The organism is Tannerella forsythia, from assembly GCF_001006485.1.
GTDB lineage: Bacteria > Bacteroidota > Bacteroidia > Bacteroidales > Tannerellaceae > Tannerella > Tannerella forsythia.
In genome coordinates, this window is sequence record NZ_JUET01000082.1 from 101,405 (window position 1) to 125,421 (window position 24,017).

The 24,017-nt window shown below is 38.0% G+C and carries 25 protein-coding genes and 3 pseudogenes; 24 read left to right on the top strand and 4 right to left on the bottom strand.

Annotated features, from left to right (window positions below):
• Window positions 1-78 precede the first annotated feature (78 nt).
• Genes Tanf_RS08335 through murQ form a run of 3 tightly spaced genes read left to right on the top strand, consistent with a single transcriptional unit; the run spans window position 79 to window position 2,929 of the window.
• Complete coding sequence (locus tag Tanf_RS08335) at window positions 79-1,251, top strand: acyltransferase family protein (protein ID WP_046825530.1); 1,173 nt, start codon at window positions 79-81, stop codon at window positions 1,249-1,251.
• Window positions 1,248-2,099, top strand: a complete 852-nt coding sequence (locus Tanf_RS08340; RefSeq protein ID WP_046825531.1) for an ATPase — start codon at window positions 1,248-1,250, stop codon at window positions 2,097-2,099. The genes Tanf_RS08335 and Tanf_RS08340 overlap by 4 nt, the downstream gene beginning before the upstream one ends.
• Window positions 2,096-2,929: an N-acetylmuramic acid 6-phosphate etherase gene (murQ, locus tag Tanf_RS08345; protein ID WP_046825532.1), complete on the top strand. Its 834-nt coding sequence runs from the start codon at window positions 2,096-2,098 to the stop codon at window positions 2,927-2,929. The genes Tanf_RS08340 and murQ overlap by 4 nt, the downstream gene beginning before the upstream one ends.
• On the opposite strand, the gene Tanf_RS08350 is transcribed toward murQ, so the two are convergent.
• Entirely contained in the window at window positions 2,913-4,145 is a 1,233-nt protein-coding gene (locus tag Tanf_RS08350) for a Cof-type HAD-IIB family hydrolase (RefSeq protein WP_014223532.1), read from the bottom strand. The genes murQ and Tanf_RS08350 overlap by 17 nt on opposite strands.
• 32 nt (window positions 4,146-4,177) lie before the next feature.
• Window positions 4,178-4,819 (bottom strand): hypothetical protein, encoded by a 642-nt coding sequence (locus Tanf_RS08355; protein ID WP_014223533.1) that lies wholly within the window; start codon window positions 4,817-4,819, stop codon window positions 4,178-4,180.
• A 248-nt stretch (window positions 4,820-5,067) separates the two neighbouring features.
• Here Tanf_RS08355 and Tanf_RS14310 point away from each other — a divergent pair, with 248 nt between their 5' ends.
• The 10 genes from Tanf_RS14310 to Tanf_RS08405 all read left to right on the top strand — a co-directional run bounded on the left by Tanf_RS14310 (window position 5,068) and on the right by Tanf_RS08405 (window position 14,930).
• Window positions 5,068-5,304 (top strand): TIGR04149 family rSAM-modified RiPP, encoded by a 237-nt coding sequence (locus Tanf_RS14310; protein WP_157755257.1) that lies wholly within the window; start codon window positions 5,068-5,070, stop codon window positions 5,302-5,304.
• A gap of 310 nt (window positions 5,305-5,614) precedes the next feature.
• On the top strand, window positions 5,615-7,396 hold the full coding sequence (locus tag Tanf_RS08365; RefSeq protein ID WP_046825533.1) for a S41 family peptidase: 1,782 nt from the start codon (window positions 5,615-5,617) through the stop codon (window positions 7,394-7,396).
• Between the two features lie 7 nt (window positions 7,397-7,403).
• Window positions 7,404-7,664 carry a lanthionine synthetase LanC family protein gene (locus Tanf_RS15800; RefSeq protein ID WP_046825534.1) on the top strand — a complete coding sequence of 87 codons (261 nt, stop codon included), beginning with the start codon at window positions 7,404-7,406 and terminating at the stop codon, window positions 7,662-7,664.
• Window positions 7,640-8,548 carry a lanthionine synthetase LanC family protein gene (locus Tanf_RS08375; RefSeq protein WP_046825535.1) on the top strand — a complete coding sequence of 303 codons (909 nt, stop codon included), beginning with the start codon at window positions 7,640-7,642 and terminating at the stop codon, window positions 8,546-8,548. Before Tanf_RS15800 ends, Tanf_RS08375 begins: the two co-directional genes overlap by 25 nt.
• A 719-nt stretch (window positions 8,549-9,267) precedes the next feature.
• A complete protein-coding gene (locus Tanf_RS14315) occupies window positions 9,268-9,519 on the top strand; it encodes a TIGR04149 family rSAM-modified RiPP (RefSeq protein WP_074449228.1) in 252 nt (83 codons plus the stop codon).
• An 85-nt stretch (window positions 9,520-9,604) separates the two neighbouring features.
• Window positions 9,605-10,414 (top strand): hypothetical protein, encoded by an 810-nt coding sequence (locus Tanf_RS08385; protein ID WP_046825536.1) that lies wholly within the window; start codon window positions 9,605-9,607, stop codon window positions 10,412-10,414.
• A 46-nt stretch (window positions 10,415-10,460) separates the two neighbouring features.
• Window positions 10,461-10,964 carry a hypothetical protein gene (locus tag Tanf_RS08390; RefSeq protein ID WP_046825537.1) on the top strand — a complete coding sequence of 168 codons (504 nt, stop codon included), beginning with the start codon at window positions 10,461-10,463 and terminating at the stop codon, window positions 10,962-10,964.
• On the top strand, window positions 10,961-12,460 hold the full coding sequence (locus Tanf_RS08395) for a radical SAM peptide maturase (RefSeq protein WP_052449055.1): 1,500 nt from the start codon (window positions 10,961-10,963) through the stop codon (window positions 12,458-12,460). Before Tanf_RS08390 ends, Tanf_RS08395 begins: the two co-directional genes overlap by 4 nt.
• A 10-nt stretch (window positions 12,461-12,470) precedes the next feature.
• Window positions 12,471-13,709 (top strand): TIGR04150 pseudo-rSAM protein, encoded by a 1,239-nt coding sequence (locus Tanf_RS08400; RefSeq protein ID WP_014223541.1) that lies wholly within the window; start codon window positions 12,471-12,473, stop codon window positions 13,707-13,709.
• A gap of 69 nt (window positions 13,710-13,778) precedes the next feature.
• Window positions 13,779-14,930, top strand: a complete 1,152-nt coding sequence (locus Tanf_RS08405; RefSeq protein WP_041590485.1) for a DUF4934 domain-containing protein — start codon at window positions 13,779-13,781, stop codon at window positions 14,928-14,930.
• Between the two features lie 195 nt (window positions 14,931-15,125).
• On the opposite strand, the gene Tanf_RS08410 is transcribed toward Tanf_RS08405, so the two are convergent.
• A complete protein-coding gene (locus Tanf_RS08410; RefSeq protein WP_306766688.1) occupies window positions 15,126-15,665 on the bottom strand; it encodes a transposase in 540 nt (179 codons plus the stop codon).
• A 674-nt stretch (window positions 15,666-16,339) separates the two neighbouring features.
• Between Tanf_RS08410 and Tanf_RS14320 the strand changes: the two genes are divergently transcribed.
• The 11 genes and pseudogenes from Tanf_RS14320 to Tanf_RS08445 all read left to right on the top strand — a co-directional run bounded on the left by Tanf_RS14320 (window position 16,340) and on the right by Tanf_RS08445 (window position 23,190).
• On the top strand, window positions 16,340-16,552 hold the full coding sequence (locus tag Tanf_RS14320; RefSeq protein ID WP_074449233.1) for a TIGR04149 family rSAM-modified RiPP: 213 nt from the start codon (window positions 16,340-16,342) through the stop codon (window positions 16,550-16,552).
• A gap of 480 nt (window positions 16,553-17,032) precedes the next feature.
• Window positions 17,033-18,346, top strand: coding sequence for a radical SAM protein (locus Tanf_RS08420; RefSeq protein ID WP_161794953.1), 1,314 nt, complete (start codon window positions 17,033-17,035; stop codon window positions 18,344-18,346).
• Window positions 18,347-18,373: 27 nt separating this feature from the next.
• Window positions 18,374-18,895 (top strand): hypothetical protein, encoded by a 522-nt coding sequence (locus Tanf_RS08425; protein WP_014223548.1) that lies wholly within the window; start codon window positions 18,374-18,376, stop codon window positions 18,893-18,895.
• 138 nt (window positions 18,896-19,033) lie between these two features.
• Window positions 19,034-19,246, top strand: a pseudogene (locus Tanf_RS16415) (DUF4372 domain-containing protein); the annotation flags it as partial.
• A gap of 197 nt (window positions 19,247-19,443) precedes the next feature.
• Window positions 19,444-19,959, top strand: a complete 516-nt coding sequence (locus Tanf_RS16420; RefSeq protein ID WP_438695891.1) for a transposase — start codon at window positions 19,444-19,446, stop codon at window positions 19,957-19,959.
• On the top strand, window positions 19,871-20,200 hold the full coding sequence (locus Tanf_RS16425; RefSeq protein WP_438695892.1) for a transposase: 330 nt from the start codon (window positions 19,871-19,873) through the stop codon (window positions 20,198-20,200). Before Tanf_RS16420 ends, Tanf_RS16425 begins: the two co-directional genes overlap by 89 nt.
• Window positions 20,201-20,358: 158 nt before the next feature.
• Window positions 20,359-20,649 (top strand): annotated as a pseudogene (locus Tanf_RS16140) (lantibiotic dehydratase C-terminal domain-containing protein); the annotation flags it as partial.
• A 2-nt stretch (window positions 20,650-20,651) separates the two neighbouring features.
• Window positions 20,652-20,843: pseudogene (locus tag Tanf_RS16430) on the top strand (cysteine peptidase family C39 domain-containing protein); the annotation flags it as partial.
• A 56-nt stretch (window positions 20,844-20,899) separates the two neighbouring features.
• Window positions 20,900-21,034 (top strand): hypothetical protein, encoded by a 135-nt coding sequence (locus Tanf_RS16435; protein ID WP_438873599.1) that lies wholly within the window; start codon window positions 20,900-20,902, stop codon window positions 21,032-21,034.
• A 210-nt stretch (window positions 21,035-21,244) separates the two neighbouring features.
• Window positions 21,245-21,943: a lanthionine synthetase LanC family protein gene (locus tag Tanf_RS08440; RefSeq protein ID WP_041590489.1), complete on the top strand. Its 699-nt coding sequence runs from the start codon at window positions 21,245-21,247 to the stop codon at window positions 21,941-21,943.
• On the top strand, window positions 21,940-23,190 hold the full coding sequence (locus Tanf_RS08445) for a TIGR04157 family glycosyltransferase (RefSeq protein WP_052449056.1): 1,251 nt from the start codon (window positions 21,940-21,942) through the stop codon (window positions 23,188-23,190). Before Tanf_RS08440 ends, Tanf_RS08445 begins: the two co-directional genes overlap by 4 nt.
• Before the next feature lie 134 nt (window positions 23,191-23,324).
• Here Tanf_RS08445 and Tanf_RS14330 read toward each other — a convergent pair.
• Window positions 23,325-24,007, bottom strand: a protein-coding gene (locus Tanf_RS14330; protein WP_369057624.1) for an IS1 family transposase whose coding sequence is annotated in 2 segments (ribosomal slippage) — window positions 23,325-23,647 and window positions 23,647-24,007 — 684 coding nt in all. Because the reading frame shifts where the segments join, the coding sequence is not laid out codon by codon here.
• Between the last annotated feature and the right edge of the window lie 10 nt (window positions 24,008-24,017).

Consider the following 24,017-nt stretch of genomic DNA (forward strand, 5'->3'; position numbering starts at 1 on the left):
GTCCGGAGGTGTCGGGTTCTCCGGCTTAGCGGCCTTCGTCCGTTCGGAACAACGTAAAACGACGGGAGGGACCGGGTTATGAGTCGCCTGCCGGATACCTCGTCCCGCCGTCTGCTGGCGCTCGATATCCTGCGCGGTATCACGATTGCCGGCATGATCATGGTCAATAATCCCGGATCATGGTCGTTCGTATATGCTCCGTTGGGACATGCGGCGTGGCACGGTTTGACACCGACCGACCTCGTATTTCCTTTCTTTATGTTCATCATGGGCATATCGACTTATATCTCGCTCAAGAAATACGATTTTACATTCAGCTATTCCGCCATGCGAAAGATCATCCGGCGAACGGCGGTCATTTTCGCCATCGGGCTCGGGCTTGCATGGCTCGGGCTGACGTGTCGCACGTGGCATGGTCTGGCCGACGGAGGACTGTCGTTCGGAGCGAGGCTTTGGCAATCGGTATCGAACTTCGGCCATCTGCGCATACTGGGCGTGATGCAACGACTGGCGCTCTCGTACGGAGCAACGGCGCTGATCGCTCTGGCCATACGTCATCACCGTATCCCGTATCTGATTGTCGCTTTACTGGGCGGTTATACCGTGCTGTTGCTGGCCGGGAACGGTCTTGCATACAACGAAACGAATATTCTTTCGATCGTAGACCGTGCCGTGCTTGGCGTAAATCATACGTATAAAGACATGGGCATCGAGCCGGAAGGACTGTTAAGTACCCTCCCCGCCATTGCACACGTACTGATCGGCTTTTGCTGCGGTCGGGCAATGTTCGGTGTGACGGAAGTACGCGACAAGATGCTGCGTCTTTTCCTGATCGGAACAGCCATGGCTTTTGCCGGCTGGTTGCTGAGCTACGGCTGCCCGATCAACAAAAAAATCTGGTCGCCCACGTTCGTGCTGGTCACCTGCGGCATGGCATCGGGATTACTTGCTTTGCTCATTTGGATAATCGATGTAAAAGGATATGCGAAATGGTGCCGTTTCTTCGAGGCCTTCGGCGTCAATCCGCTGTTTATGTATGTAGCCGGTACTGTTTTCTCCATTCTGTCAGGCAGCATTTACCTCACATACGGGGGCGATCCCGTTACGCTGAAAGGCTTCATTTACGACGTATGTCTGCGCCCGTGGGCCGGGAACTACGGCGGTTCGTTCCTGTTCGCCGTACTGTTCGTAGCTTTTAACTGGTTGATAGGTTTTATCTTGTATAAGAAAAAAATATATATCAAAATATGATACTGATTGCAGATAGCGGCTCGACCAAGACACATTGGAATGTGCTGGATCAGGGTCGGGTGATTGGAGAAATATTTACGAAAGGAATGAACCCCTTTTTTCAGACGCCGGAAGAGATGGGACGCGAGATTGAGCGTACCTTGCTTCCGCAATTGAACTCGAACCGTTTTTGCGAGGTGCATTTCTTCGGAGCCGGATGTATTCCGGAAAAAGTCCCCGTCGTGCGCAATGTGCTCAAAGGGTGTCTGGACGTGAGCAGTCTGATTGAAGTCGATACCGACATGCTGGCGGCAGCCAAAGCCTCCTGCGGACGATCGCCGGGCATCGTCTGCATCATGGGAACGGGCTCGAACTCGTGCTTTTACGATGGAGAGAAGATTGCGGCCAACGTATCGCCGCTGGGGTTTATCCTTGGCGACGAAGGCAGCGGGGCCGTACTGGGCAAACTGCTGATCGGCGATCTGCTGAAAAACCAGATGGGAGAAGAACTGAAAGAAAAGTTCCTCCGGCAGTACGAACTGACCCCTGCCAATATTATCGAACGGGTATACCGACAACCGTTCCCGAATCGTTTTCTGGCCGGCATATCGCCGTTTCTGGCCGAAAACATCGAACATCCGGCCATCCATTCGCTGGTGTTGAACGCTTTCAAGTCGTTCCTGACCCGCAACGTGATGCAGTTCGACTATACACGCTACAAGGCTCATTTTATCGGGTCGGTAGCGTATTATTACAAAGATATTCTGGAGGAGGCGGCCGCCGCAACGGGCATCCGTACCGGTACAATCGTTCGCAATCCGATGGAAGGATTACGCACTTACTATTCGACAGTTGCAAAAACCGTATGACATTTATCAAAATAACAGAACAGGATTCGCTGTACAGCGATTTAGAGCAGAAAACCGTCCGGCAGATTCTGGACGATATCAATCGGGAAGACCGGAAAGTGGCATTGGCCGTACGGAAAACCATTCCGCAGGTAGAGAAACTGGTCTCGGAGATCGTGCCGCGCATGCAGCGGGGCGGACGTATCTTTTACATGGGCGCCGGCACAAGCGGCCGGCTGGGAGTACTCGACGCCTCGGAGATACCGCCTACGTTCGGGATGCCCAATACGCTGGTGATCGGACTGATCGCCGGCGGAGAGACGGCACTCCGCAATCCGGTGGAGAATGCCGAAGACGATACGACACGCGGATGGGAAGAATTGCAGGCGCACCACATCACGCCGAAAGATACGGTGATCGGGATTGCCGCATCGGGCACAACCCCCTACGTGATCGGAGCCATGCGTGAGGCGCGTCGCCACGGCATCCTGACAGGCTGTATCACCAGCAACCCCGGCTCGCCGATGGCTGAAGAGGCCGACATCGCCATCGAGATGGTGGTAGGACCCGAATACGTTACCGGCAGCTCACGCATGAAATCGGGCACAGGACAGAAAATGATCCTGAATATGATTACAACAACCGTTATGATCAAGCTCGGACGCGTGAAAGGCAACAAGATGGTCAACATGCAGTTGAGCAACCGGAAGCTCGTAGATCGCGGCACACGCATGCTCGTCGATGAACTGGGGCTGCCCTACGACCAGGCTAACGCCCTGCTGCTGCTGCACGGATCGGTGAAAAAAGCCGTCGAGGCTTACCGCAAGCCGGGGCCTACCGCTTCTTCATAACACTGTTCACTACGCGAACGGACGAAACGAGCTTATCCGTCGAAGTAAAGATATCGACATTCCACACGTGCGACGAGCGTCCTTTATGGATAATCGTCGCCACGGCACGCACCGTATCGCCTTCGTGCGCCGACGAGAGATGATGACCGCTTACCTGCATGCCGACCATCATCTCGTCGGGTGCGCAAAGCACCATCGAGCCAAGACCGGCCACCGTTTCGGCCAAAGCCAGCGTGGCTCCGCCATGCAGGATACCGAATGGCTGACGGGTTCGTTCGTCAACGGGCATAGTCGCTTCGATACGGCCTTCCGAGGCATACGTGTATTGAATGCCGAGATTTCCCATCAGAGCGTGCTTGCCGGCCGCATTCAACCGGTCGAGCGGGATATCGGTGGGACGTATATCGGCAAGGATCGCTTTTTCGAGCGCCACAGCCACGCCGTCTTCTTCGTTTGAAAGAGTGATGACGTCGGCACAGGCCTTGACCGAGTCCTGCGCATTCCCCATGGCGATACCGAGTCCGGCCAGCTGGATCATGGTCACGTCGCACACCCCGTCGCCTATCGCCACGATATCGGCTGACGGGATATTGAGTTTTTCGAGCAGTACGCTGAGCGTATTCGCCTTATCGATAAACTGCGGCACGACTTCGAGAAAATAGGTCTCGGAACGAAACACATCCAAGGTGCCGGCCAATCGTTTCTTCCAATGCTCTTCGAGGCCGACAAGCGCCTTCTCATCATCGCTCGAAAGCATAACCTTCCACGGATGGAAACTGACTTCTTCCGAGAATCGGTCTGTCTCGCGCAACGGCATACCGTTGAGTCGCGCTTCCTGAAGAACACGTTCGTTCGACGCGTCGTTCGTCAACATCTCATCTTCACGATACGTAAAAATCGCAAAACCGTTTTTTTGTGCTTTCCGTTCGAGGTAAGGGATAAATCCGGGATCGATGCGTTTCTCGAAAAGCAGCTCGTTCGTCTGCACATTGATGATCTGTCCGCCGTTATACGAGAGGATATATCCGCCGTTTTTATCCAGCTCCAGTTCCTTAGCCAGCCCGACGACACCATACGTCGGTCTTCCCGAAGCCAGTACCACCTTGATGCCCATTTGCTGCACCCTGATCAGGGTCGCACGAGTCCGTGCCGTAACTGTTTTTTCGTTCGTAAGCAATGTGCCGTCTACATCGAGCACTACCATTTTGTACTTCATATCTCTTGATCGTTAACGGTTATTATTTCCTGTCAGACCGTTTCCGGACGAAGGGCTTCATGATAAAACCTGCGGCATTGGGCGCGGCTGATGGGTATTTCGTCGAACGAGGCTCTCGTCAGGTCGCAAACAAACAGTTCGCTTATTTGCGAGATGTACATGACGTCATATTTCAATACATTTCCTTCTTGCAGTTCCATGGTGTATTCCATCGTTGAGAAGACGGTATCGTCCGTCAGATTCTCTTTCGAAAAGATATACAGTCCGAACTTGCGGAAATGACCGTAGAAGCCATCGGCAACCTTACGCACCTTGCTCCTGATGATGCGCTGCAAAGGCAAAGCTGCCGCCCAGTATTCGTATTCCATTCGCCCGATGATCGTATCGTTGATGCCGTATCCGTATCCGTATTTCGTCATGTCTATCCAGTCTTCTTCCGAGACCTTCATGACCGGACGTCCGGCAATTTCATTGATCAGCGCATGCGCCACGTCGCGATCTTCACGGATGGCACGTGTCACCTCAATACCGATGTTGTGCGCCTCGTCCTGCAAATCCGGACGGTCGTAATTCTTTAATGCCTCGAAGCGGTCGTCCACCAAATCGATCAGCGATTGGCGGGCATACCGCTCGAAAAATGTCGTATCGTATTTCGTTCTTCTTCGTTCCGTCATGACACTGAAATCAAAATCAATCGGATTTCAAAGATACGGTATTTTTTTCGATTCCGCCCGTTATAATGCCGGAAGAAAAACTTGGGTAAATCTATGAAACGGCAGTCAAGGGCAAATATACCGTTTATCGAAAAAAAACGACCGTTCGTTAGGAAAAATGCTACTGTTCGTTAGAAAAGCGGAGTATAAATTGGAGCAAGAGGGAGAGGATGATTATCTTTGCTCCCGACATATTAAAATTTTATCGTATGAAAAAGTTGAAAAAATTAAGTTTGAAAAAAGAAACGATTGTCAAGTTGGAAAATTCTTCTATGTCTATCCTGAAAGGAGGATGTACAAATTCGGTATCATGTGGCAATCCAGGAACAGATAATTTTAACTGTATTACAAAAGGGGATTGTGACCTTCATACTATTGGACATGATGATGGTTCTAAATGTATTAGCAAAACTGATTGGGGATGGTGCTGGTGTTATGGACTATAACCCCTATGTGATACATGCTATCTATAGAAGATGTGTTATTGTTTGCTGATTTGTAGAAAAAGTCTCTTGGCGACGATGTCCAGATGCGGGGAGTATGATGGCAGAAAGAAAAGGAAGAGTACCGTCTCTCCCAGATCAGTCTGAATTCCTTAGACACACATACGGAAACAATGCTTCTCTCCTCGAGTGAAATTGTCTCTAAAGTTCGGGACACTACGCCCCTGTCAATTCCAAGACTCTTGTTTTTCCTATATTTAATAGAATAAGATTCTTTAATATTTGTTTTAACTAAATTGATTTGCTTAGTCAGATGAAAAAAAAACACGTGATTTTAAGTATTATTCTAATATTGGTTGCTATAATCTTATATTATCCCGTTAGCAGCTATACAAAAACACTAAAATTGTATTATAAATTTCATTCTTCAATATCTTTTGATAAAGATTCTATTTTTAAGGAGGATGTTTGCCTACAATCCTACATACCAACAGTGTTTAATGATACGACTCGCTTATTTTATCTGTGCAAAATATGGGGGTTTTTAAAATATCATTATGAAAACACGGATGGATATGTTCCTCCAATAGATTCTCTTTTGCTGTATTATATAGACAAAAGTACAAGCGATAAGCTTGCTTTTCAGTCAGATATTTGTGATCTAATATCAAAAGTTCAAACGACGGAGTTGACTGGTAAAAATCCGTACCCTAACATCAATGATTATCATTTGATCAACAATGATTGGATGAATGATATTATTTGCCTTAACAGTGAGATAAGCAGCAAGATAAAGTCTATTTTCGATCACAGAAGGGGATTGAAAAATCATTTTATATTTAATAAGTCTGTCGTAGGGAATATAAGATTGATGAATGAAATCGCATATAACGAAAAGGAGCTGCCGGATAAAAATATAAGGCTATTAGGCTTATTCAGATTTTGGAATATCATAAACTACTTTTATGTCAGTAAGAATCTGATGGATGATAATTGGGATAAAATTTTATATGAATCGATTCCTCTTTTTATCAATGCTAAGACTACACGACAATATCATTTGGCTATATACTGGATGATAAGCAAACTGAAAGACACACATGCTTCATATCCACATTCAATAGACCCAGTTATAACAGGTGGCTTCCGACCTAACTTTAGAATGTTGCTTATTGATAGTATGTTTGTTATCCATAAAATACGAGATTCAAACCGCAACGATAATAAATTTCAAATTGGAGATATCTTGTTGGAAATAGACGGACAAGATATCTATAGCTTGTATGACAGCCTGCAACAATATACTTGTGGTGGTAATTATTGGTCTAATCAATCTTTTGTTTGTAATGCCGTGCTATCAAGATTCGACACTATTTCTTCCGTTAAGTTAATACGTGACAATGATACGATAGAAGCAGTATCAAAAAACTATTTAGCCTATGACTTATTTCAGGCACAGCGAAAACAAGAACGATTGGAAGAAGATAGTGTCTTATATAAATGGATTAACGATAGTATTGCATATATGGATTTGACCTCTGCTACAGAAAAAAACTTTAAACGAAATTATGACGTTGTCAAATCTGCCAACGTAATTATCCTCGATTTAAGATGCTATCCAGATGTAGATTTAATATTACCTCTTACTAATACATTTGTTCCTCCCAATTCTTTCTTTGCTTACTCAACTTATCCAGATACAAGATTTCCGGGTATGGTAAGATTCCTAAAATCATCTTCTAATAAAATTGGTAGTAAAAACTATTATAAAGGGGAGATTATTGTTTTGGTTGATGAATGGACACAAAGCTATTCTGAATATATAACAATGGCTTTACAGAGGAATGCAAGAACAGTCACGATAGGCCGTTATTCTTCAGGGGCTGATGGGAACTATTCACTTTTTAATTTTCCCGGAAATGTGAAAACTATTTTTACTGGCATTGGAATATATTACCCGGATTTTACACCTACTCAAAGAAGAGGAGTAAAGATTGATTACATAGTAGAACCCAATATAGAGGATATAAAAAATAAGAGGGATGCCGTATATGAAAAAGCAATTGATATTGCCAAGCAAAAGATTACGAAGTGAAATCTTAATGAAAATCGAAGATATAGCTTCGTTTTTAGCAGCTATATCAGACAAAAAAGGGAATGAAACGATTAAACCAGGATTATTTTCGGGGTATGCAGGCGTTGCATTGTTCCTTTTCTATTATTCCAGATTTAAAAAAGATACTTGTATTGCAGATGTGGCTATGAATTATTTAGAAAATACTGTTACTAGCATTGAGAGTGCATTACGGCATAATTTTTGTGGTGGAATTAGCGGTGTATGCTGGTGTATACAGCATCTCTAATAAAAGGGGAATTTATTGATAGAGAAAATAGAGAAATATTAGACCAATTTGATCAATATATAGCAAGGTGTGCTTTACATGACACAGCATTGAATTATTTGGATTATTTGCATGGAGCTATAGGTTCTGCTGTCTATTTACTAAGCAGATTACGAAATAATTTTATCAGGAATAAAGAAACACAAATTATTGATTTTATAGATTCTTATAAAGTGGTACAAACAAATACTTATACATGGGAATATAAGATTGGAAACAAATATAATATAAGCTTATCCCATGGAATGTCAGGCACTTGTGTGTATTTAGCAAAAGCTTATTATCATGGTATACATAAGCAGAAGATAAAAGATATATTGAGTAAAAGCATTCAGTTTCTATTAGAACAAGAAATAAAAACTCCTCAATTATCTTTGTTCCCTACTTTTTGCACATCTTATGGAGATCAGGTTAGTAGATTGGGCTGGTGTTATGGAGATATTGGTGTCGCTTTAGCTATTTGGCACTATGCAATCGTTGTTGGTGATAAAAGTCTAAGAAAAAAAGCTATAGAGATATTCTTATTTTCATCTAATAGACGAGATTTGAAAGCAAATGCAATTATAGATGGGAGCATATGCCATGGTACAGCAGGTTTAGCATTGATTTTTAGAAGAATGTATTTGTATACTAATATCGAAGAATTTAAAGAATGCTCCGAATATTGGCTTGAACAAACACTCCTTATAGCTAAATATAAAGATGGTATTATTGGGTATAAATTCAATATGAATGATCTCTCAATTGATTTATTAAATGGTATTTCAGGAATCGGTTTGGTTCTTTTATCATTTTTGTCTGATGATCGTTCTCAGAGTTGGGATGAATGCCTTCTGCTTAGTTAGTCGTCCCTTAAGAATCCTTTTAATCTCTGATATTGAGTAAATTAGTTTTCGAAAAACCTTTGTTAAATCTGCAAGTTTTCTTATCTTTATAGCAAGAAACTTGCAGATTTTCATGATTAAAAAGTTCCATCATAGTCCTTCATTATTCAGCAGTCTATCAGACATGCTGAACCAATCTCACCCACTCTACAAATTGACCGACAAAATAGATTGGGAGAAATTCGATACGGCATTTTTTTCGATTCCGCCCGTTATAATGCCGGAAGAAAAACTTGGGTAAATCTATGAAACGGCAGTCAAGGGCAAATATACCGTTTATCGGGAAAAAACGACCGTTCGTTAGGAAAAATGCTACCGTTCGTTAGAAAAGCGGAGTATAAATTAGAGCAAGAGGGAGAGGATGATTATCTTTGAACCAATATTTTTATCTAAAATAGATTTGGTGTGAAATATATGTGAAGTATAAATGTGCGGTGTGCATGTATTATTCGTTAGATATGAGAAATGGTATAAGATATTTGAGCGTTTGATGATCGGTTTGAAAGAGTATGCTATTCCAATTTGATACAAGGTTAAGAATTTGCAGAAGACAAGTTTATCTGAAACCAAAGACAAAAGGCTAATCTGAATGACTGATCATGACAAAGCATCATATATAAATGGGGAGAAGCCGCCCCCCCCTGAAATATAGTAGGCAATAATATAAATAAACTTTTATCATGAAAGTATTGGGTAAAATAAGTTTACATTCATTAGAGGAAAAGTCTCTATCAGATTATTCTATGAGGGGCTTGAAAGGGGGAGCCACATGCACTTGTGGTTGCCACTACGCAAATGGTGGTGGTTCTTCGTCCGGATGGAATGATGCAACAAACTATTGTGATGGCAAGGAATCATATGGTGGAGGTTCTGAGTCTTGTGGCTGTTGTTCTTCCGAAGGCGTAAAACTCAGTGATTTTTGGAAAGGGTGATTATATCGCTCGAAATAAAGATGTCAAGACTTATTTTGTAAGAAGTTTGTTTTGACATCTTTTGCTTATATAATTACTTTTATTCATGATGAAACATGTATATGGTTACATTGCTGTACTATTTATTTTGATCGCTGTTTGTTGTAATAACCATACAAGAACAGGAAAAGTACAGACGACGACGCAAGAGCCTTACCTTAGAGAGGACTCCCCCATTGTGCTGTCGAATGATGAACCGGAAAGTAAAGATAGTATCTGTCTGACCGATATTGCAGACAGTCTCTTCTATATTTCGCTTAAAGAAGGAGGCTTAGATGTGCTTCAACTCTATTACTTCGACAGTTTGATTTTGCTGAGCAATAGAAGAAATCTATATATATTTAACGTAGATGGAGAGGTAAGAAACAAACTGCCGCTTTACAATGGCAGTTTTGATGTTTTACCTGACAGACAGAAGTTATACACCTATACATTCCTGACGAAAGAACTATGCGCTTACGATCTTAACGGGAATAATGTTTGGAAGACAAAAATCAAAGACTTGTCCTCTCCTCCGGAATTGGGATATTATGGCTATTCATTTTTAGCCGTCAACGATACTACATTTGCGATAGCGAATATCAACTTCGGGAATAATCACGACAAGATTGTTTTTGTCAATCAAAAAGGAAAGATCATACATAGCATCGCCAACAATGAACGTTTTACCCCCTCTCCGTCAATTTATTCCGCAAATAGAAGTTGGCAACGTATCTTGTTCAGAAGTAATGTTGAATTATGCTACCATGCGCCTTACAGTGATACGCTCTATGCTATTCATGGGCATACGTTGAATTTATCGCTGGTTGCCATAGAAAAAAAGCTTGCAAAAGTCCCTCTAAAAAAAAAGACTTGAATATACGGGAGAAAGAGTAGAGGAACTGCATAAATATTGTACGAACATGTATACTTGTCCGATTGGCTATAATGATATTTGGACGGACAGTAGCAAGTATGCTACTCGTTTTTTTGAGACATCTCGTTATTTGATTGTGGGTTATACGCATGGCTCATTGATGCTTCCTGCATCAAATTTTCTGATATATGATAAGAAAAAAAAAGTGTTAAGTCGTACGCATAACGACCTGCAAAAAAGTATCGGTACGAAACGCTTGCATTTTGGAATATTCAATGATTACGACGGTGGGTTAGCATTCGAACCGGAGCATTTGTCAGGAGAATATTTAATCATGGTCAATGCCGGAAAAAGTCAGGGAGGAGCAAAGGATCATCCAAAAAAACTTTATTTGGAAGGACGAAAAGTGGCCGAGAATCAATATACGGTGATAAGTAATGTTTATCGAAAAGAGAAATATAAAAAAAGAGCAGATGACTTTTTTAACAAAGAAGTGGGCGATGAAGATAAGAGCACGGTATTAACAATTATAAAGATGAAATCAAAATGAAATCAACCATTTTTATAGAATCGACGAAAGGGAATTTGTATTTATATGATTTTCTTAAAAAAGAAATTATACCATGTCATCCATTAATACAAGTTTTTGATTTATTGGATAGAAAGAATCTGTTAGATGATTTATATAGAATTATCGATGGAGAAAACAGTGATATGGCTGATAAATATAAAAGAGAGGATATTGATTATTATCTAAATAAATATTTGAATTATAAGAAGTGCGGATATTTCTCGTTTTTTAAAAAAAGAGAGGCTCTTGAATACGATGAACTTGTTATAAAAGAATCTCTGTGCAATATAAATAATATCGTTTTTGAAGTTACAGATGCTTGTAATCTTAATTGTGCGTATTGTACCTATGGTAATATGTATTATGATTATGATCCCCGTAAAAATCAGATGATGGGTTTTGATACGGTCAAAACAGTATTTGATTTTTTTATTCCGTTATGGAATTCTCATTCAAATAAATCTTCCTCTAAAATAACCACCGTAGGTTTTTATGGAGAACCTCTTCTTAACTTTGAATTGATAGAGAAAAGCGTATTGTTCTGTAATCGTCTAAATTTAAGTAATAGGATATTTAAATACACGATGACAACGAATGCAACTTTGATTGACAGGCATATATCCTTTCTTGTTAAAAATGATTTTCATATAACCATAAGCCTTGATGGTTCTAAACAAAATCAAAGTTATCGTGTGTTTCATAATGGTAAGAACTCATTTGACAGAGTGTTCAGAAATATAAAATTGATACGTGAAAAATATCCTGATTTTTTCGAAACAAATGTGTCATTTAATTCTGTGTTACACAATAGGAATTCGGTTGAAGAAATACATAAATTTATCTTTAATGAATTCGGGAAGGTGCCTCAGATCAGCTCGGTAAATAATTATGGAATAAAGCCTGAAATGATAAATGAATTTAAATCTATGTTTATCTTGTATCATGATTCTCTTGGAGGAAACGACTCTCAATTAATATCTGAAAGATTCACGAATGATCCTAACGTATTTCGCCTATGTCAATTTCTTTTGTGGTATAGTAGCAGTCAGTTTTTTGATTATGAATCATTTTTATATGTAAAGGATCAGTTGCCTAGAGCAATTAATGGTACTTGTGTTCCGTTTTCTCGTAAGATGTTCATCACTGTTAATAAAAAAATTATGGTATGTGAGCGAGTTGATTTTAAATATTCATGGGGCATAGTTGATGATGGAAAAGTTAATTTAGATTTAGATTATATCGCAGATAAGTACAATCGATATTATAAGAAGATGTTTAAGCAATGTCATGACTGTTATATGATAAATGGTTGTCATCAATGCATTTTTCAATTGGAAAACTTGGATTCTACTCCACATTGTTATGGGTATAAATCGGAGAAACAAATGATTGATTATATAAAAACATACATTGATATGTTGGAGAATAGAAATATTCCTTTCGAGGAGCTGTTTAATGATGTTGTATTTAGTTAAATCATTGATTATGAAATACAATACGGGTAAATATCTGTTGTATTTAGAACCCAGTGTGTTTGTGTTCAAGCGTAGAAGTCGGATATTGTTATACGATTCTGAATCATCAAAGAAAGTCATATTCGATTTAACAGAGCCACTTAAAGAGATCATCGATAATTTGTCCAATATTAATAATATGTATTGTGTTGTTCTTGATGATGAAGCTTTGTATGATGAGTCTGTGAGAGCGTTTGTTGCATTGTTGAGAGATCATTACATGGCAGATGTTATTCCAAATACCATAATGCCTCCTATTGTCATTCCACCAATAATGAAATGTCATGCAGATAAATCTAAAGAGGACATCATGCATATGCAGGGTACGGATGTTATGCAGATATTGAATGAAATAACTTTTCATTTAAATGGCGAATGTCATCAACAATGTGAATTTTGTCTTGATTATTACAAACAATTTAATTGCTGTTATAAAGATAAGGGAGAATTGCCTATTAAGGACGTGATTAGAATTATTGATAATGTCATATATGGCTCTATATCTAATAAAATAAATTTTAGTGGAGGTAATATCTTTCTTTATTCTAAAATTGAAGAATTATTTGAATATATAAGAAAAACAAAGATAAAATCAAATTTGTATTTTAATTATCTAAATTGGAATGAAAGATACAAAGAAGCAATTATTGACGAAAATTTCATCTTGCATATTTATATTTCTGCTCCAATAAATAAGGAGCAGATAAAAAGCATTATAGATTCATTTAAACAAAAGACGGATTGTTTAAACTTTTCTTTTATATTACGAAGCGAACAGGAATTGTCTTTTATATACGATATTATAGATATTTTTAACATACAACAGTATACTATGTTACCATTTTATGATTATAACAATATTGATTTTTTTAGACGAATGGTCTATACAGACGAAAAAGAATTAATTTCTGTCACTCCTACCAAACGAGATATCTATAAGAGACAGCATGTTAATTTATTTGATCTTGGTAAATTGATTCTATCTAGTTCAGGGAAATATTATTCTAACATAAATTTTACACCGTTGGGAAATATTTCAGATGATATTATTCAAATTGTTGGAAAAGAGTGGATGGTAGGAAAATCATGGAAAAGGATTCGGTCTGGATTTCCTTGTTGTGATTGTATATATCAATATTTGTGCCCTTCACCATCAAATTATGAATTGGTTATTGGCCAAAACAACTTATGTAATGTGGTTTTTGTGTAAACGAATGAAAATTAATAAACACATAGGGGTATAAATGACTGTACAAAAAAACTATTTCATAATTATCAGATGAAAATTAGTCTTGTATTTGCATTATTATTTGTTGTCTTGTGGGGGTGTTCAGACAAGCAAAAAAACGAAGCCCTATATCGGATAACTGACAGTGACACGGTCTATGTATGCGATGCTTCAAAAGTTTTTGAATTGAGAAGGATGAATTTAAGTGAATGGATATCTGATTTTAAGATGATTTGCTTCGAGAATTCGGACACGGCATTCTTTAAGGCATGGAAAGTTTATATTACCGAACATTATATCGGCATATTGCAAGACGCCATGTCTCCTTTCAAATTATTTGACCACAATGGTCGATTTGTCTGCAATATAGGCCGTATCGGAGAAGGGCCGGGTGAATATACCACACTTTATAGTGCTGCAATAGATGAAAAAACAAATAGGGTTTGTCTGGCTCCGTTTAGAGGAAAGAAGCTCTTTATATATGATTTACAGGGAAATTTTATCGGTTCCGTTTATGTCGGGGATATGCAGAAACCGCAGGTTAGATTTGAAGGCGATGGGAGTATATCCTTAATTCATTTATGTCTGAAAGGAATAACGGATTTTCAGTATGCACGCATTGATACCAATAACCATCTTATGCGTACACCTCCAAACAAAAATCGAGCGATTGATCCATACGATAAAGATGGCGCTTTCGTAGGCTACAATCATGAAGTATGGTTTTACAATAATCAGGTCGATTTCTCTTATATGACAACGGCTTCGGATACATTATATCGTATCCATACCCGAAACGGTCAAATAAGTCCGCAATTTGTGATGACAAATCATAAGGGATATGGCTGCACATACAATGAACTACCCTCTTGTTTCATGGTAAAATTATTTTCTCTTGAGCATGAAGCAGAAGAGCTGAAGTCCAATATGATTGTGGTAGATAAAGAACCAAGGCAAGCCTATTATGTAAAAATAACCAATGATAAGGTCGGAGGCATTCCCTGCTTTGCGTTGCCTTATGCAAACAATGGATGGTATCACGAAATGTATGAACCTTCTGATTTGGTTGAAAAAATAGACGAACACCTCAATCGAGGGCATTGTTCCGATAAAGATAAAAGATTCTTACAAGTGTTGAGGAATTCGATAGACGAAGAGGGTAATAATATTATGTTTATAGGAAAATTGTTAAATCAAGAATGAGGATTATGGTTTTCACCAATGGAATTCCTTCTTGAAAAAATAGATGCAAACGAATGCGATTTAGACAAATTGAGACCTCTGCAAAAGCCGTCCCCTCCACTCAATATCTCTTATTATCGGATTTTTGTGGGCTGCTTGACCAAAATATCCGCTACAAAGGCTCGGATTTGACCTATTTCTTATTCATTTCTCCCTTTATTTGATAAAACTAAACGCAATTATCTCCGGTGTCCTGTATAAATTATAGGCGATAGCCTCCATCATATGCTGAGCATGTGTCTCTGCCCATCCTACATACCCGGCCACACCGCTCAGGAACCATCTATGTATAGAGCCGAATGTACGCTCCATGCAATACCTGACTTTGCTGATGGCTACGTTGATACGTTGTTGCCGTTCGGTGAGCTTATGCCCTCTGGTCGTTTTGTGTATGATACGACATTTGAGCTTTATACACTTGAGCACTTCACGGTTTTCTGCCGAGTCGTAGCCCTTGTCAGCAAAAACCGGAATACCCTTGGGTAGATCGGCCTCCAGCAATGGTGTCTCCAAATGTTTGATGTCGCTTTCGTTGGCTGCGGTGGTCTCCAATCTCACCCACTCTACAAATTGGCCGACAAAATAGATTGGGAGAAATTCGATACGGCATTTTTTTCGATTCCGCCCGTTATAATGCCGGAAGAAAAACTTGGGTAGATCTATGAAACGGCAGTCAAGGGCAAATATACCGTTTATCGGGAAAAAACGACCGTTCGTTAGGAAAAATGCTACCGTTTGTTAGAAAAGCGGAGTATAAATTAGAGCAAGAGGGAGAGGATGATTATCTTTGAACCAATATTTTTATCTAAAATAGATTTGGTGTGAAGTATAAATGTGCGGTATGCATGTATTATTCGTTAGATATGAGAAATGGTATAAGATATTTGAGCGTTTGATGATCGGTTTGAAAGAGTATGCTACTCCAATTTGATACAAGGTTAAGAATTTATAGAAGACAAGTTTATCTGAAATCAAAAAGGGGGGAAGATTGAATGTTTGGTCAATGGTGATTGATCAAGGGTGAGGTATACAGATAGGTTGGTGGGGAGAGATTTAGGACTTATAAGCAGAGATACACTGTATTTTATTTTTTTATGAGTATTTTTTTAGATGAAATAAGTGTCGTGTGTTGAGGGCTTAATCAAGGAAGGAGGTTTAATGGTAAAGAGTCTAAATGCCCCCCCTACTATCTTTTTTTGAATGTATAACGCAGATGTTTTCTTACAATATTTTACAGTTTTAAATTTTGAAAAGATTGTCCATCGATTTATAGATGATGATAATGAGTTCAAAAATTACAATATTGTATAGAAATAGAAGATGGCGTAAGTAATTTTAAATTAGTTTTATTTATTAAATCATTTAAAGAAATGAAACCAAGAAAAAAAATTTTATTGAAAAGGGTTGAAGATCTAAAGCCTCTTAAGGGAGGAGCAAGGGCTTCAGGGGGATGTTGGTGTACTTGCCATTGTATGGAAGCTGGTATTATGGGATTCCAAGCAGGGATGATGGCAACAGTCAGCTCTGGATATGGTTCAAATCCTGTGTGCTCAACAATCCTCTCTTCTATTTGGAATGTATGATATTACATTAATAATAGAGAAGGATTAGTTGTTTTATATTTGTTTCAGAGAGAGGGATATGCTCTCTCTCTGAATATTATTACATGATGATTGATTATTTTTTTTAATTTATAATTTTAAGGGTTTGAAAATCTTTATTTTATAAATCTGTTTGAGTGATAAAATGGACATTGAAATGAAAGCAAAATTTCCTTTAATACAGCTCCTATATTTTGCTAAATATTGTATTTATGGACTATATGATGGTCATGTAAATAGTTTCCTATTCTTATCAGAGGAAGAATTTTACATTGTAAGAAAATGGGTCTCGGACAATTGTAAAAAAAATTTTCTTTACAAGAACTGAATTTTATCAAACAAATAAAAAGAGCAGGATTCCTTAAGGATGGTGTAAGAAAAAACAGAGTTGATAGTTCTGATGAGAATATTACGAATGTCATAAACTACTCACAAGAAAGAGCATCAAGAAGGAAGTTGACATTGGAAATAACAGATAAATGTAATTTGAGATGTAAATATTGTAGGTATACAATAAATGAAATTAAAAAAACCGGAAAAAGTCATGATAACAAGGTAATGAAAAGTAAGGTGTATAAAAAAGCTATTCAGGAATTTATTGAAGACTATTGCCGGACTATTGATAGGCTTCCTATTGAACTTCAAAAGGATTATTTGATAAAAAATCCTCCCATTATAGGATTGTATGGTGGAGAAGTCCTAATTTATAAGAGGGTAGTGCGAAATATAGTTGATTTCATCAAAAAAATTCATTTTCCTTTTGACAAGAAATATATTTGTATTGCTATCACTACAAACGGAACTCTTCTATATGAAGATTTTATTGAATTCTGTATAAAAGAGGAAGTGTATTTGCAAATAAGTATTGATGGCCCCAGATCAGAGCATGATAAAAATAGAGTATTTGCATCGGGTAGAGGATCATTTGAAAAGGTGTATAATGCGATTGAAATTTTAAGAAATAAGTATCCGGATTTTTTTAAATCTCATGTTTCTTTTCAAGCTGTTCAAGCTCCTAACTATGATAAAAAAGAGGTATTAGATTTTTTCAGGACGATGAATTCAAATGGGCGTTTTGCTGGCGTTAATAGTTTTCGATTTCTTGAATTTGCAGATTATTATTTAAGCTCTATCGGTTTTAAATCTAAAAGTAAAAGAAACATCTTAGAAATATATAATAATGTTGTTTATGATCTGATGGATAGAGTAGAAGAGTATGAAAGTAATTGTAAAGATGAAGCATCTCTTATTAGATGTTATCAATTGGATATTGAGTTAAAAGACGTTTTTAGTAAAGTTTATGAGATGCTAACAAGGATATTTGAAACTCCTAAATTGGCAGACAACTTCTTTAATTCCTGTTATCTGTTAAAAACCAACACCTTCGTTGCTTGTAATGGGGAGATACATATTTGTGAAAGAACAGATTTTTCACAGCCTGTTGGAGATATTGGAAATGGTATTGATGTTGAAAAGATATTTGATTTGTATAAAAAATTCTTTCAAATAATGAATAGTAGTAAATGTAAAGCATGTTGGGCAGCGACTTTATGTCCTATATGTATAGCTCAGCTTATTCAAGATGGAAAAGTTGGTTATCCGGAAGATGAAAGGTGTATAGCAATAAGACAAAATAGCCGGATATTGATAGAAATACTTTTTATATTATCTTCAAAATATCCAAGAACTTTTAACGCCATTCAAGAGATATTTTCGGTATCAACAGATGCGTCGTTGGATGAGTTTATCACACAGCAAGAATTTGAGATTGAATAAATAAATTAAATTTTGTAGATAAATATCATGTGTACATCAAGAGAATTAAAATATATAGAGTGGTTGAAAAAATCAAAATCTCCTTATGTTGGTATTTCATTATTTGTTTTTATGCTACTCTTGTTTTTATTTGTTGTTGTGTATATGTCTACACATATACACATACAGATTTTTAATGATAGTGTTTTTATTTGGGGAATATTAATGGTGGGGGGAGTAGCATTTTTTACATATAAATACCTTACTCGAAAAATAGATCATGATATTAAAAATCTGTCTTTTAAAAAGAAAGAAATAATAATTGCTTATATATTCTATAGTGACGATGTAGAATCTGGCAGTGGCATGTTGTATATTCCGATATTAGGGCATTTTTTTCCAAAACTTTGGGGGCAAAAAATGAGACGGATAAAGCGTTATTATATTGTTTCAAAAGAGGGAGTTAGATACGAAATAAACAATCAAGACTATGCACTTCTTTCGGATAAATCAAGTTGTCATTTTATTTATGGGCAAGAATCTGATATCTTGGTTGGTGTAGAGTTATAGATATTTGACTTCAATACTGTCCCATTAAAGTGGTCCAATCAGTCTTTGAAATAATTGAAATATAGTCTATTGTGAACAATTTCGGGAGTTAACGGACTTGAATTGATTTCTTTTCGTTCTTTGATAAAAAGGACGATTATGTTTCAAGATAAGTTCATCTTCTCTCAGTTGGCGTCATTCCTTGATAGGAACCACTTCAACTATCTTGTTCACAAGTACTCTGGCGACAAGTATGTCAAGCATTTCACTTGTTGGAACCAGTTGCAGGCCCTGATGTTCAGTCAGCTCTGCAATCGCGAGAGTCTGCGTGATTTGATTGTAGCATTGGAGGCTCATCGGTCAAAATGCTACCATCTTGGAATGGGAAGGAAACCGGTAGCCAAGACCATATTTGCTATAGCCAATCAGAACCGCGACTACCGTATATTTGAGGATTTCGCTTTCTACATGATGGACTTGGCTCGCAAGAAGCGGGTGGTGGACATCTTCAAACTCTGGTGGGCAATGTGTATGCCTTCGACTCTACTACGATTCCACTCTGCTTGTCGGTGTTCTGGTGGGCAAAGTTTCGCAAGAAGAAAGGCGGTGTCAAGATTCACTTCCTTTACGACTTGGAGACATCTGTGCCAGCGTTCTTCCATATCACGACAGCCTCTGTACACGATTCCAAGGCAATGGATAAGATTCTATGTAAATCAGGCTCATACTATGTATTTGACCGTGGCTACAATGCGTTCAAACAGTTGTATCGTATTCATAAAGTGAAAGCTTTCTTCGTGGTCAGAGCAAAGAAGAATCTGCAGTACAGGAATGTCAAATGGAAGCGTAGGCTTCACAAGAATATACTTGCAGATGCTGTAATCGAAGTGGCGGAGTATGCCTCTAACAAGAAGTATCCCGAGAGACTTAGACTGGTGCGCTATCATGACGATGAGCAAGACCGTGACTTTGCTTTTCTCACGAACTTGAAGGCATTTGAAGGCACTCGACGTAGCCAGCCTCTACAAGAATCGGTGGCAGATAGAGTTGTTCCACAAGTGGCTGAAGCAGCACCTCAAGATTAAGAAGTTCTGGGGAACAACCGAAAATGCCGTGCGTATTCAGATTTGTGCTGCCATCATCACTTACTGCCTTGTGGCAATTGTCCAACATGACATGAAACTGCAGCGCTCGACCTATGAGGTCTTGCAAATCCTCAGCATCTCATTGACGGACAAAACTCCACTGCAAGACATGTTCAACAAGACTATTTTTAACGATACCAAAGAGCACGATGTCCCACTTATTCCGGGGTTGTTCGATTAATGTTTAACTCGTCCCAAATTTTAACGGGACACTAATGAGTTGATGATTTTAAGTTCCGTATAGAAGATCGAAGTGAGATAATGATAAAAATGAGTGATTCTTATAAAAAAGAGTTCGGTTTTAACATGTACAATGCCAAATAATTCAATACAAAATATCGTCAGAACAGGTTAATAATAGAATCGGTATTGGCCAATACGATTTCAGATAAGAGGTTTGGCATATTATATAATTGTGTATTAAAACGGAGTAAGGACATTTGTCCCATCGTTTCAGATATTCAAAGAATCTGTAATCGGTATAAGATTAATATACAAGATTTATTGCATAGCTATGTGCATATGTCTTTAAATCGATTGTTTCGTTCGAGAAATCGTATACATGAACTTGTATTGTACGATTTCATGAAGCGATATTACAATGGAATGCTTGCACGAAAAGATGCTTGACAATGAGCTCTTTTCCTCGATTCATTCAACTTGATTCCATGGACTGCGGTCCTACCTGTTTGCGCATGATAGCCAAGCATTACGGGAAGCATTATAGTCTGGAAACGCTCCGTCAACATTCGTTTATTACGCGTGAGGGAGTTTCCATGCTCGGCATAAGCGATGCGGCAGAATATATCGGGTTTCGCACATCGATTTAGCTATTCTTGGCATTTTTCTTGTCGGTAATGTTGTATGGATACTCTCTTTTATGAGGTATCGCCGCGAGTTGGATCACAGACATTTTGCCCAATCCGCTGAAGAACAGCGCAGTATCATTCAGTTCATCACCGGCATGCAGGAAATCAAACTGAACAACTGTGAAAAGCAGAAACGCTGGCAATAGGAACGTGTCCAGGTAAAACTGTTCAAGATGGGGATGAAAGAATTGGCCTTGAGACAGTTTCAACAGGTCCCGGCTCAGTGATATTGTTCGGGATGAGGATATGTAATAAAAAAGTCAACTAAAGTTGTTGTTGGTCATTTTTTAACTTGGAAAATTTGCATACATGGAAAATATGTTCTAAACTTGTAGCCGGATATTATATGATCATATATGCAATCACAACATGAAAAAGTACGTGTGCTTGAAAGAATTGCTAACCACTTGATAATAAATAGCAGTTTCTTGAATGACCTTGGATTATTCCATGGGAAGATGGGTATTGTGATTTTCTTTTACCATTATTCACGCTATACAAACAATCCGATTTACGAAGAATTTGCCGGAGAATTATTGGATGAAATTTTTGAAGAAATTCATGATAAATTACCGATTGATTTTGAAAATGGTTATCTAGGTATCGGTTGGGGAATTGAATATTTGGTCGAACAAAAATTTGTTGACAGAGATACAAGTGATATTCTTGAAAATGTTGACAAGAAGGTTATGGAACGAGATGTTAGAAGAATATCGGACATGTCGTTGAATACCGGTTTGGAGGGTGTCTTTCATTATGTTCTTGCTCGTTTGCAAAATAATTATGACGATAGTAATCTTTTTGATGTGGAATATTTATCCGATTTAAAGAAGATTACATCTAACATTGAGAGGAAATCTTTGCCGGAATCTCTACTATATCTTATAAATGATTATCGTTTGTGGACTGAATCAAAACAACTTAATTACAGATATTTGGTTTGTTTAAACGATTTCTTTTGTAATGAAATAAATACAGACAACAATGTTTATGAGTGGAAGCTAGGGGTAAAGAATGGATGTGCTGGTATTGGACTAAATTTAATTCATAAATGACAAATAAGGTTTTTATATTCAATGAGGTTTGTCCCGGAGGAAACTATGGAATTAAAACTTATATTGAACAACTTTCATGTTCTTGCTTCAATATGAAGAATTTTGAAGTTCACATTGTGAACTTACGGTCTAATGTGAATGAGTTTACTATAAATCATGAATCAGATGCTGTTATATACGAAATTCCAAGGGAAAAATATTGGCAAAAGAGTCAAGAGGCTTATTACCGAAATGTGCTGTTCTTATTAAAACGACATATAATAACAAGCGGTTCAGAGAATATCCTTTTTCAAATAAATTATTTTGAGCATAAACCGTTGATAGATTATCTAAAAAAATATTTTCCAAAAGGGAAAATGATTTTCACATTACATTATTTGGACTGGAGTTTTATTTTACAAGGCAACACTTCACGTTTTAGAAAAATAATTAACGCAAAGGAAGAGGATTACCATAAGAATAGTACGGAATATCAGGTCATTCATTTGTTTAACAGAGATAAAGTGTTGTTTGAATTTGTTGATATCATCCTTTGCTTATCAAGATACGCAAAAAGTCTTCTTATCAATGATTATGAAATTTCCGATGGTAAAATTGAATTGATTTATAATGGACTCTCTGAAAGTACAGAAAACAAAAAAATAACAAAGAAAACCTTGCGGAGAAAATATGCCTTTGGGCAAAATGAAAAGCTGATATTGTACGTAGGTCGTTTAGACAAAGCAAAAGGAGGCAGGGAATTGATACAGGCTTTTCAATCTCGCTTAAAGAAACATCCGAAAAGTAGGCTTATTATAATAGGAAGTGGTAAAGAAAATATATATTTTGAAGAAACTATGGGCTGTTGGAGCAAAATAACATTTACCGGACAAATAGATAGAAAAGTTGTATATGAGTTTTATCAAATGGCAGATGTGGGAGTGTTACCATCATTCACAGAGCAATGTAGCTATGTCGCTATTGAAATGATGATGCACGGTTTACCTGTCGTAGGGACTACTTCGACAGGATTGTCGGAAATGATTATAGACGGAGTTAATGGGTATAAGGTAAATATTGTAGAAAAGGATGATGATGATGATGTTGAAATGAATGCACTGGAATTAGCTGATAGAATAAACAGTATTTTAGATGTAAGTGAAGAAACATACGCAACGATGTCTCTAAATTGCAGAAAAATATATAGGGAAAGATATAATATTATTCAAATACAGGATCAATTAGCCAGGGTTTTTAGAAAAATTTAACTATATTAACTCAAAGAATTAATATCACATATTTTAACTATCCCTTCATTAGGTTTTTGAAATTTGGAGAACATTTTCCAAAAGCACTTTAACCTATGAGCTATCGTATGAATGTATCTATTATTATGGTATTGTTAAACACATATAGCCAGCTCGTTGTTTAGTTTTAGAAAAAGTAATTTTAGGGATTTTTCTATCATATGTTTTGCCTTACTATAACACTTCCCTTTTCGTTTGAACCTTGCTAAATAATGCCTTATTCTGCTATTATAACCTTCGACTGTATAAGTTTCTGCCTTCGTTTGAATGTGTTTTACATTAGGAAGAAATTCCTTATAGCTCTTCCAATAGTCAGAATAATACACAGATGCAGGAATGTTTTTTATCTTCTTCCAAAGCTTCATCCCTGTATCTGTGCTTCTGTCCCCACAGACAAAAGAGATAAATCGTTTTCCAAATCGATCAACAGCAATCCATACCCAACAGTAGTTTTTTTTGAACCTATATATGTGTGCATCTCATCTAATTCAACAACTGAAACAGGTCCCTCTTTTTGTGGTAAAGCCACCCTTTCACCCCATTCTTTTACCCAATAGTAAACAATTGTATGACTTATTTTCAATATGCGTCCGATTGCTCTAAAACCTAAGCCCTCCAAGTACATCTCCAAAGCTAATCTACGAGTAGCAGCTGATTTTGTATTAGATTTCTGTTGAACAGTATAACGATAATGACAATCTTTACAATAATGGCGCTGACGACCACCGACAATGCCATCTTTACGATGATTTATGCTTCCACATCTTGGACAATCCATAGTTTTTTTT

What these genes read in the sequence shown, in the direction of transcription:
- Tanf_RS08335 (WP_046825530.1), top strand. Translation starts at nt 79, where the DNA reads ATGAGTCGCCTGCCGGATACCTCGTCCCGCCGTCTGCTGGCGCTCGAT.
- Tanf_RS08340 (WP_046825531.1), top strand. Translation starts at nt 1,248, where the DNA reads ATGATACTGATTGCAGATAGCGGCTCGACCAAGACACATTGGAATGTG.
- murQ (WP_046825532.1), top strand. Translation starts at nt 2,096, where the DNA reads ATGACATTTATCAAAATAACAGAACAGGATTCGCTGTACAGCGATTTA.
- Tanf_RS08350 (WP_014223532.1), bottom strand. Translation starts at nt 4,145, where the DNA reads ATGAAGTACAAAATGGTAGTGCTCGATGTAGACGGCACATTGCTTACG.
- Tanf_RS08355 (WP_014223533.1), bottom strand. Translation starts at nt 4,819, where the DNA reads ATGACGGAACGAAGAAGAACGAAATACGATACGACATTTTTCGAGCGG.
- Tanf_RS14310 (WP_157755257.1), top strand. Translation starts at nt 5,068, where the DNA reads ATGAAAAAGTTGAAAAAATTAAGTTTGAAAAAAGAAACGATTGTCAAG.
- Tanf_RS08365 (WP_046825533.1), top strand. Translation starts at nt 5,615, where the DNA reads ATGAAAAAAAAACACGTGATTTTAAGTATTATTCTAATATTGGTTGCT.
- Tanf_RS15800 (WP_046825534.1), top strand. Translation starts at nt 7,404, where the DNA reads ATGAAAATCGAAGATATAGCTTCGTTTTTAGCAGCTATATCAGACAAA.
- Tanf_RS08375 (WP_046825535.1), top strand. Translation starts at nt 7,640, where the DNA reads ATGCTGGTGTATACAGCATCTCTAATAAAAGGGGAATTTATTGATAGA.
- Tanf_RS14315 (WP_074449228.1), top strand. Translation starts at nt 9,268, where the DNA reads ATGAAAGTATTGGGTAAAATAAGTTTACATTCATTAGAGGAAAAGTCT.
- Tanf_RS08385 (WP_046825536.1), top strand. Translation starts at nt 9,605, where the DNA reads ATGATGAAACATGTATATGGTTACATTGCTGTACTATTTATTTTGATC.
- Tanf_RS08390 (WP_046825537.1), top strand. Translation starts at nt 10,461, where the DNA reads ATGTATACTTGTCCGATTGGCTATAATGATATTTGGACGGACAGTAGC.
- Tanf_RS08395 (WP_052449055.1), top strand. Translation starts at nt 10,961, where the DNA reads ATGAAATCAACCATTTTTATAGAATCGACGAAAGGGAATTTGTATTTA.
- Tanf_RS08400 (WP_014223541.1), top strand. Translation starts at nt 12,471, where the DNA reads ATGAAATACAATACGGGTAAATATCTGTTGTATTTAGAACCCAGTGTG.
- Tanf_RS08405 (WP_041590485.1), top strand. Translation starts at nt 13,779, where the DNA reads ATGAAAATTAGTCTTGTATTTGCATTATTATTTGTTGTCTTGTGGGGG.
- Tanf_RS14320 (WP_074449233.1), top strand. Translation starts at nt 16,340, where the DNA reads ATGAAACCAAGAAAAAAAATTTTATTGAAAAGGGTTGAAGATCTAAAG.
- Tanf_RS08425 (WP_014223548.1), top strand. Translation starts at nt 18,374, where the DNA reads ATGTGTACATCAAGAGAATTAAAATATATAGAGTGGTTGAAAAAATCA.
- Tanf_RS16435 (WP_438873599.1), top strand. Translation starts at nt 20,900, where the DNA reads ATGAGGTATCGCCGCGAGTTGGATCACAGACATTTTGCCCAATCCGCT.
- Tanf_RS08440 (WP_041590489.1), top strand. Translation starts at nt 21,245, where the DNA reads ATGCAATCACAACATGAAAAAGTACGTGTGCTTGAAAGAATTGCTAAC.
- Tanf_RS08445 (WP_052449056.1), top strand. Translation starts at nt 21,940, where the DNA reads ATGACAAATAAGGTTTTTATATTCAATGAGGTTTGTCCCGGAGGAAAC.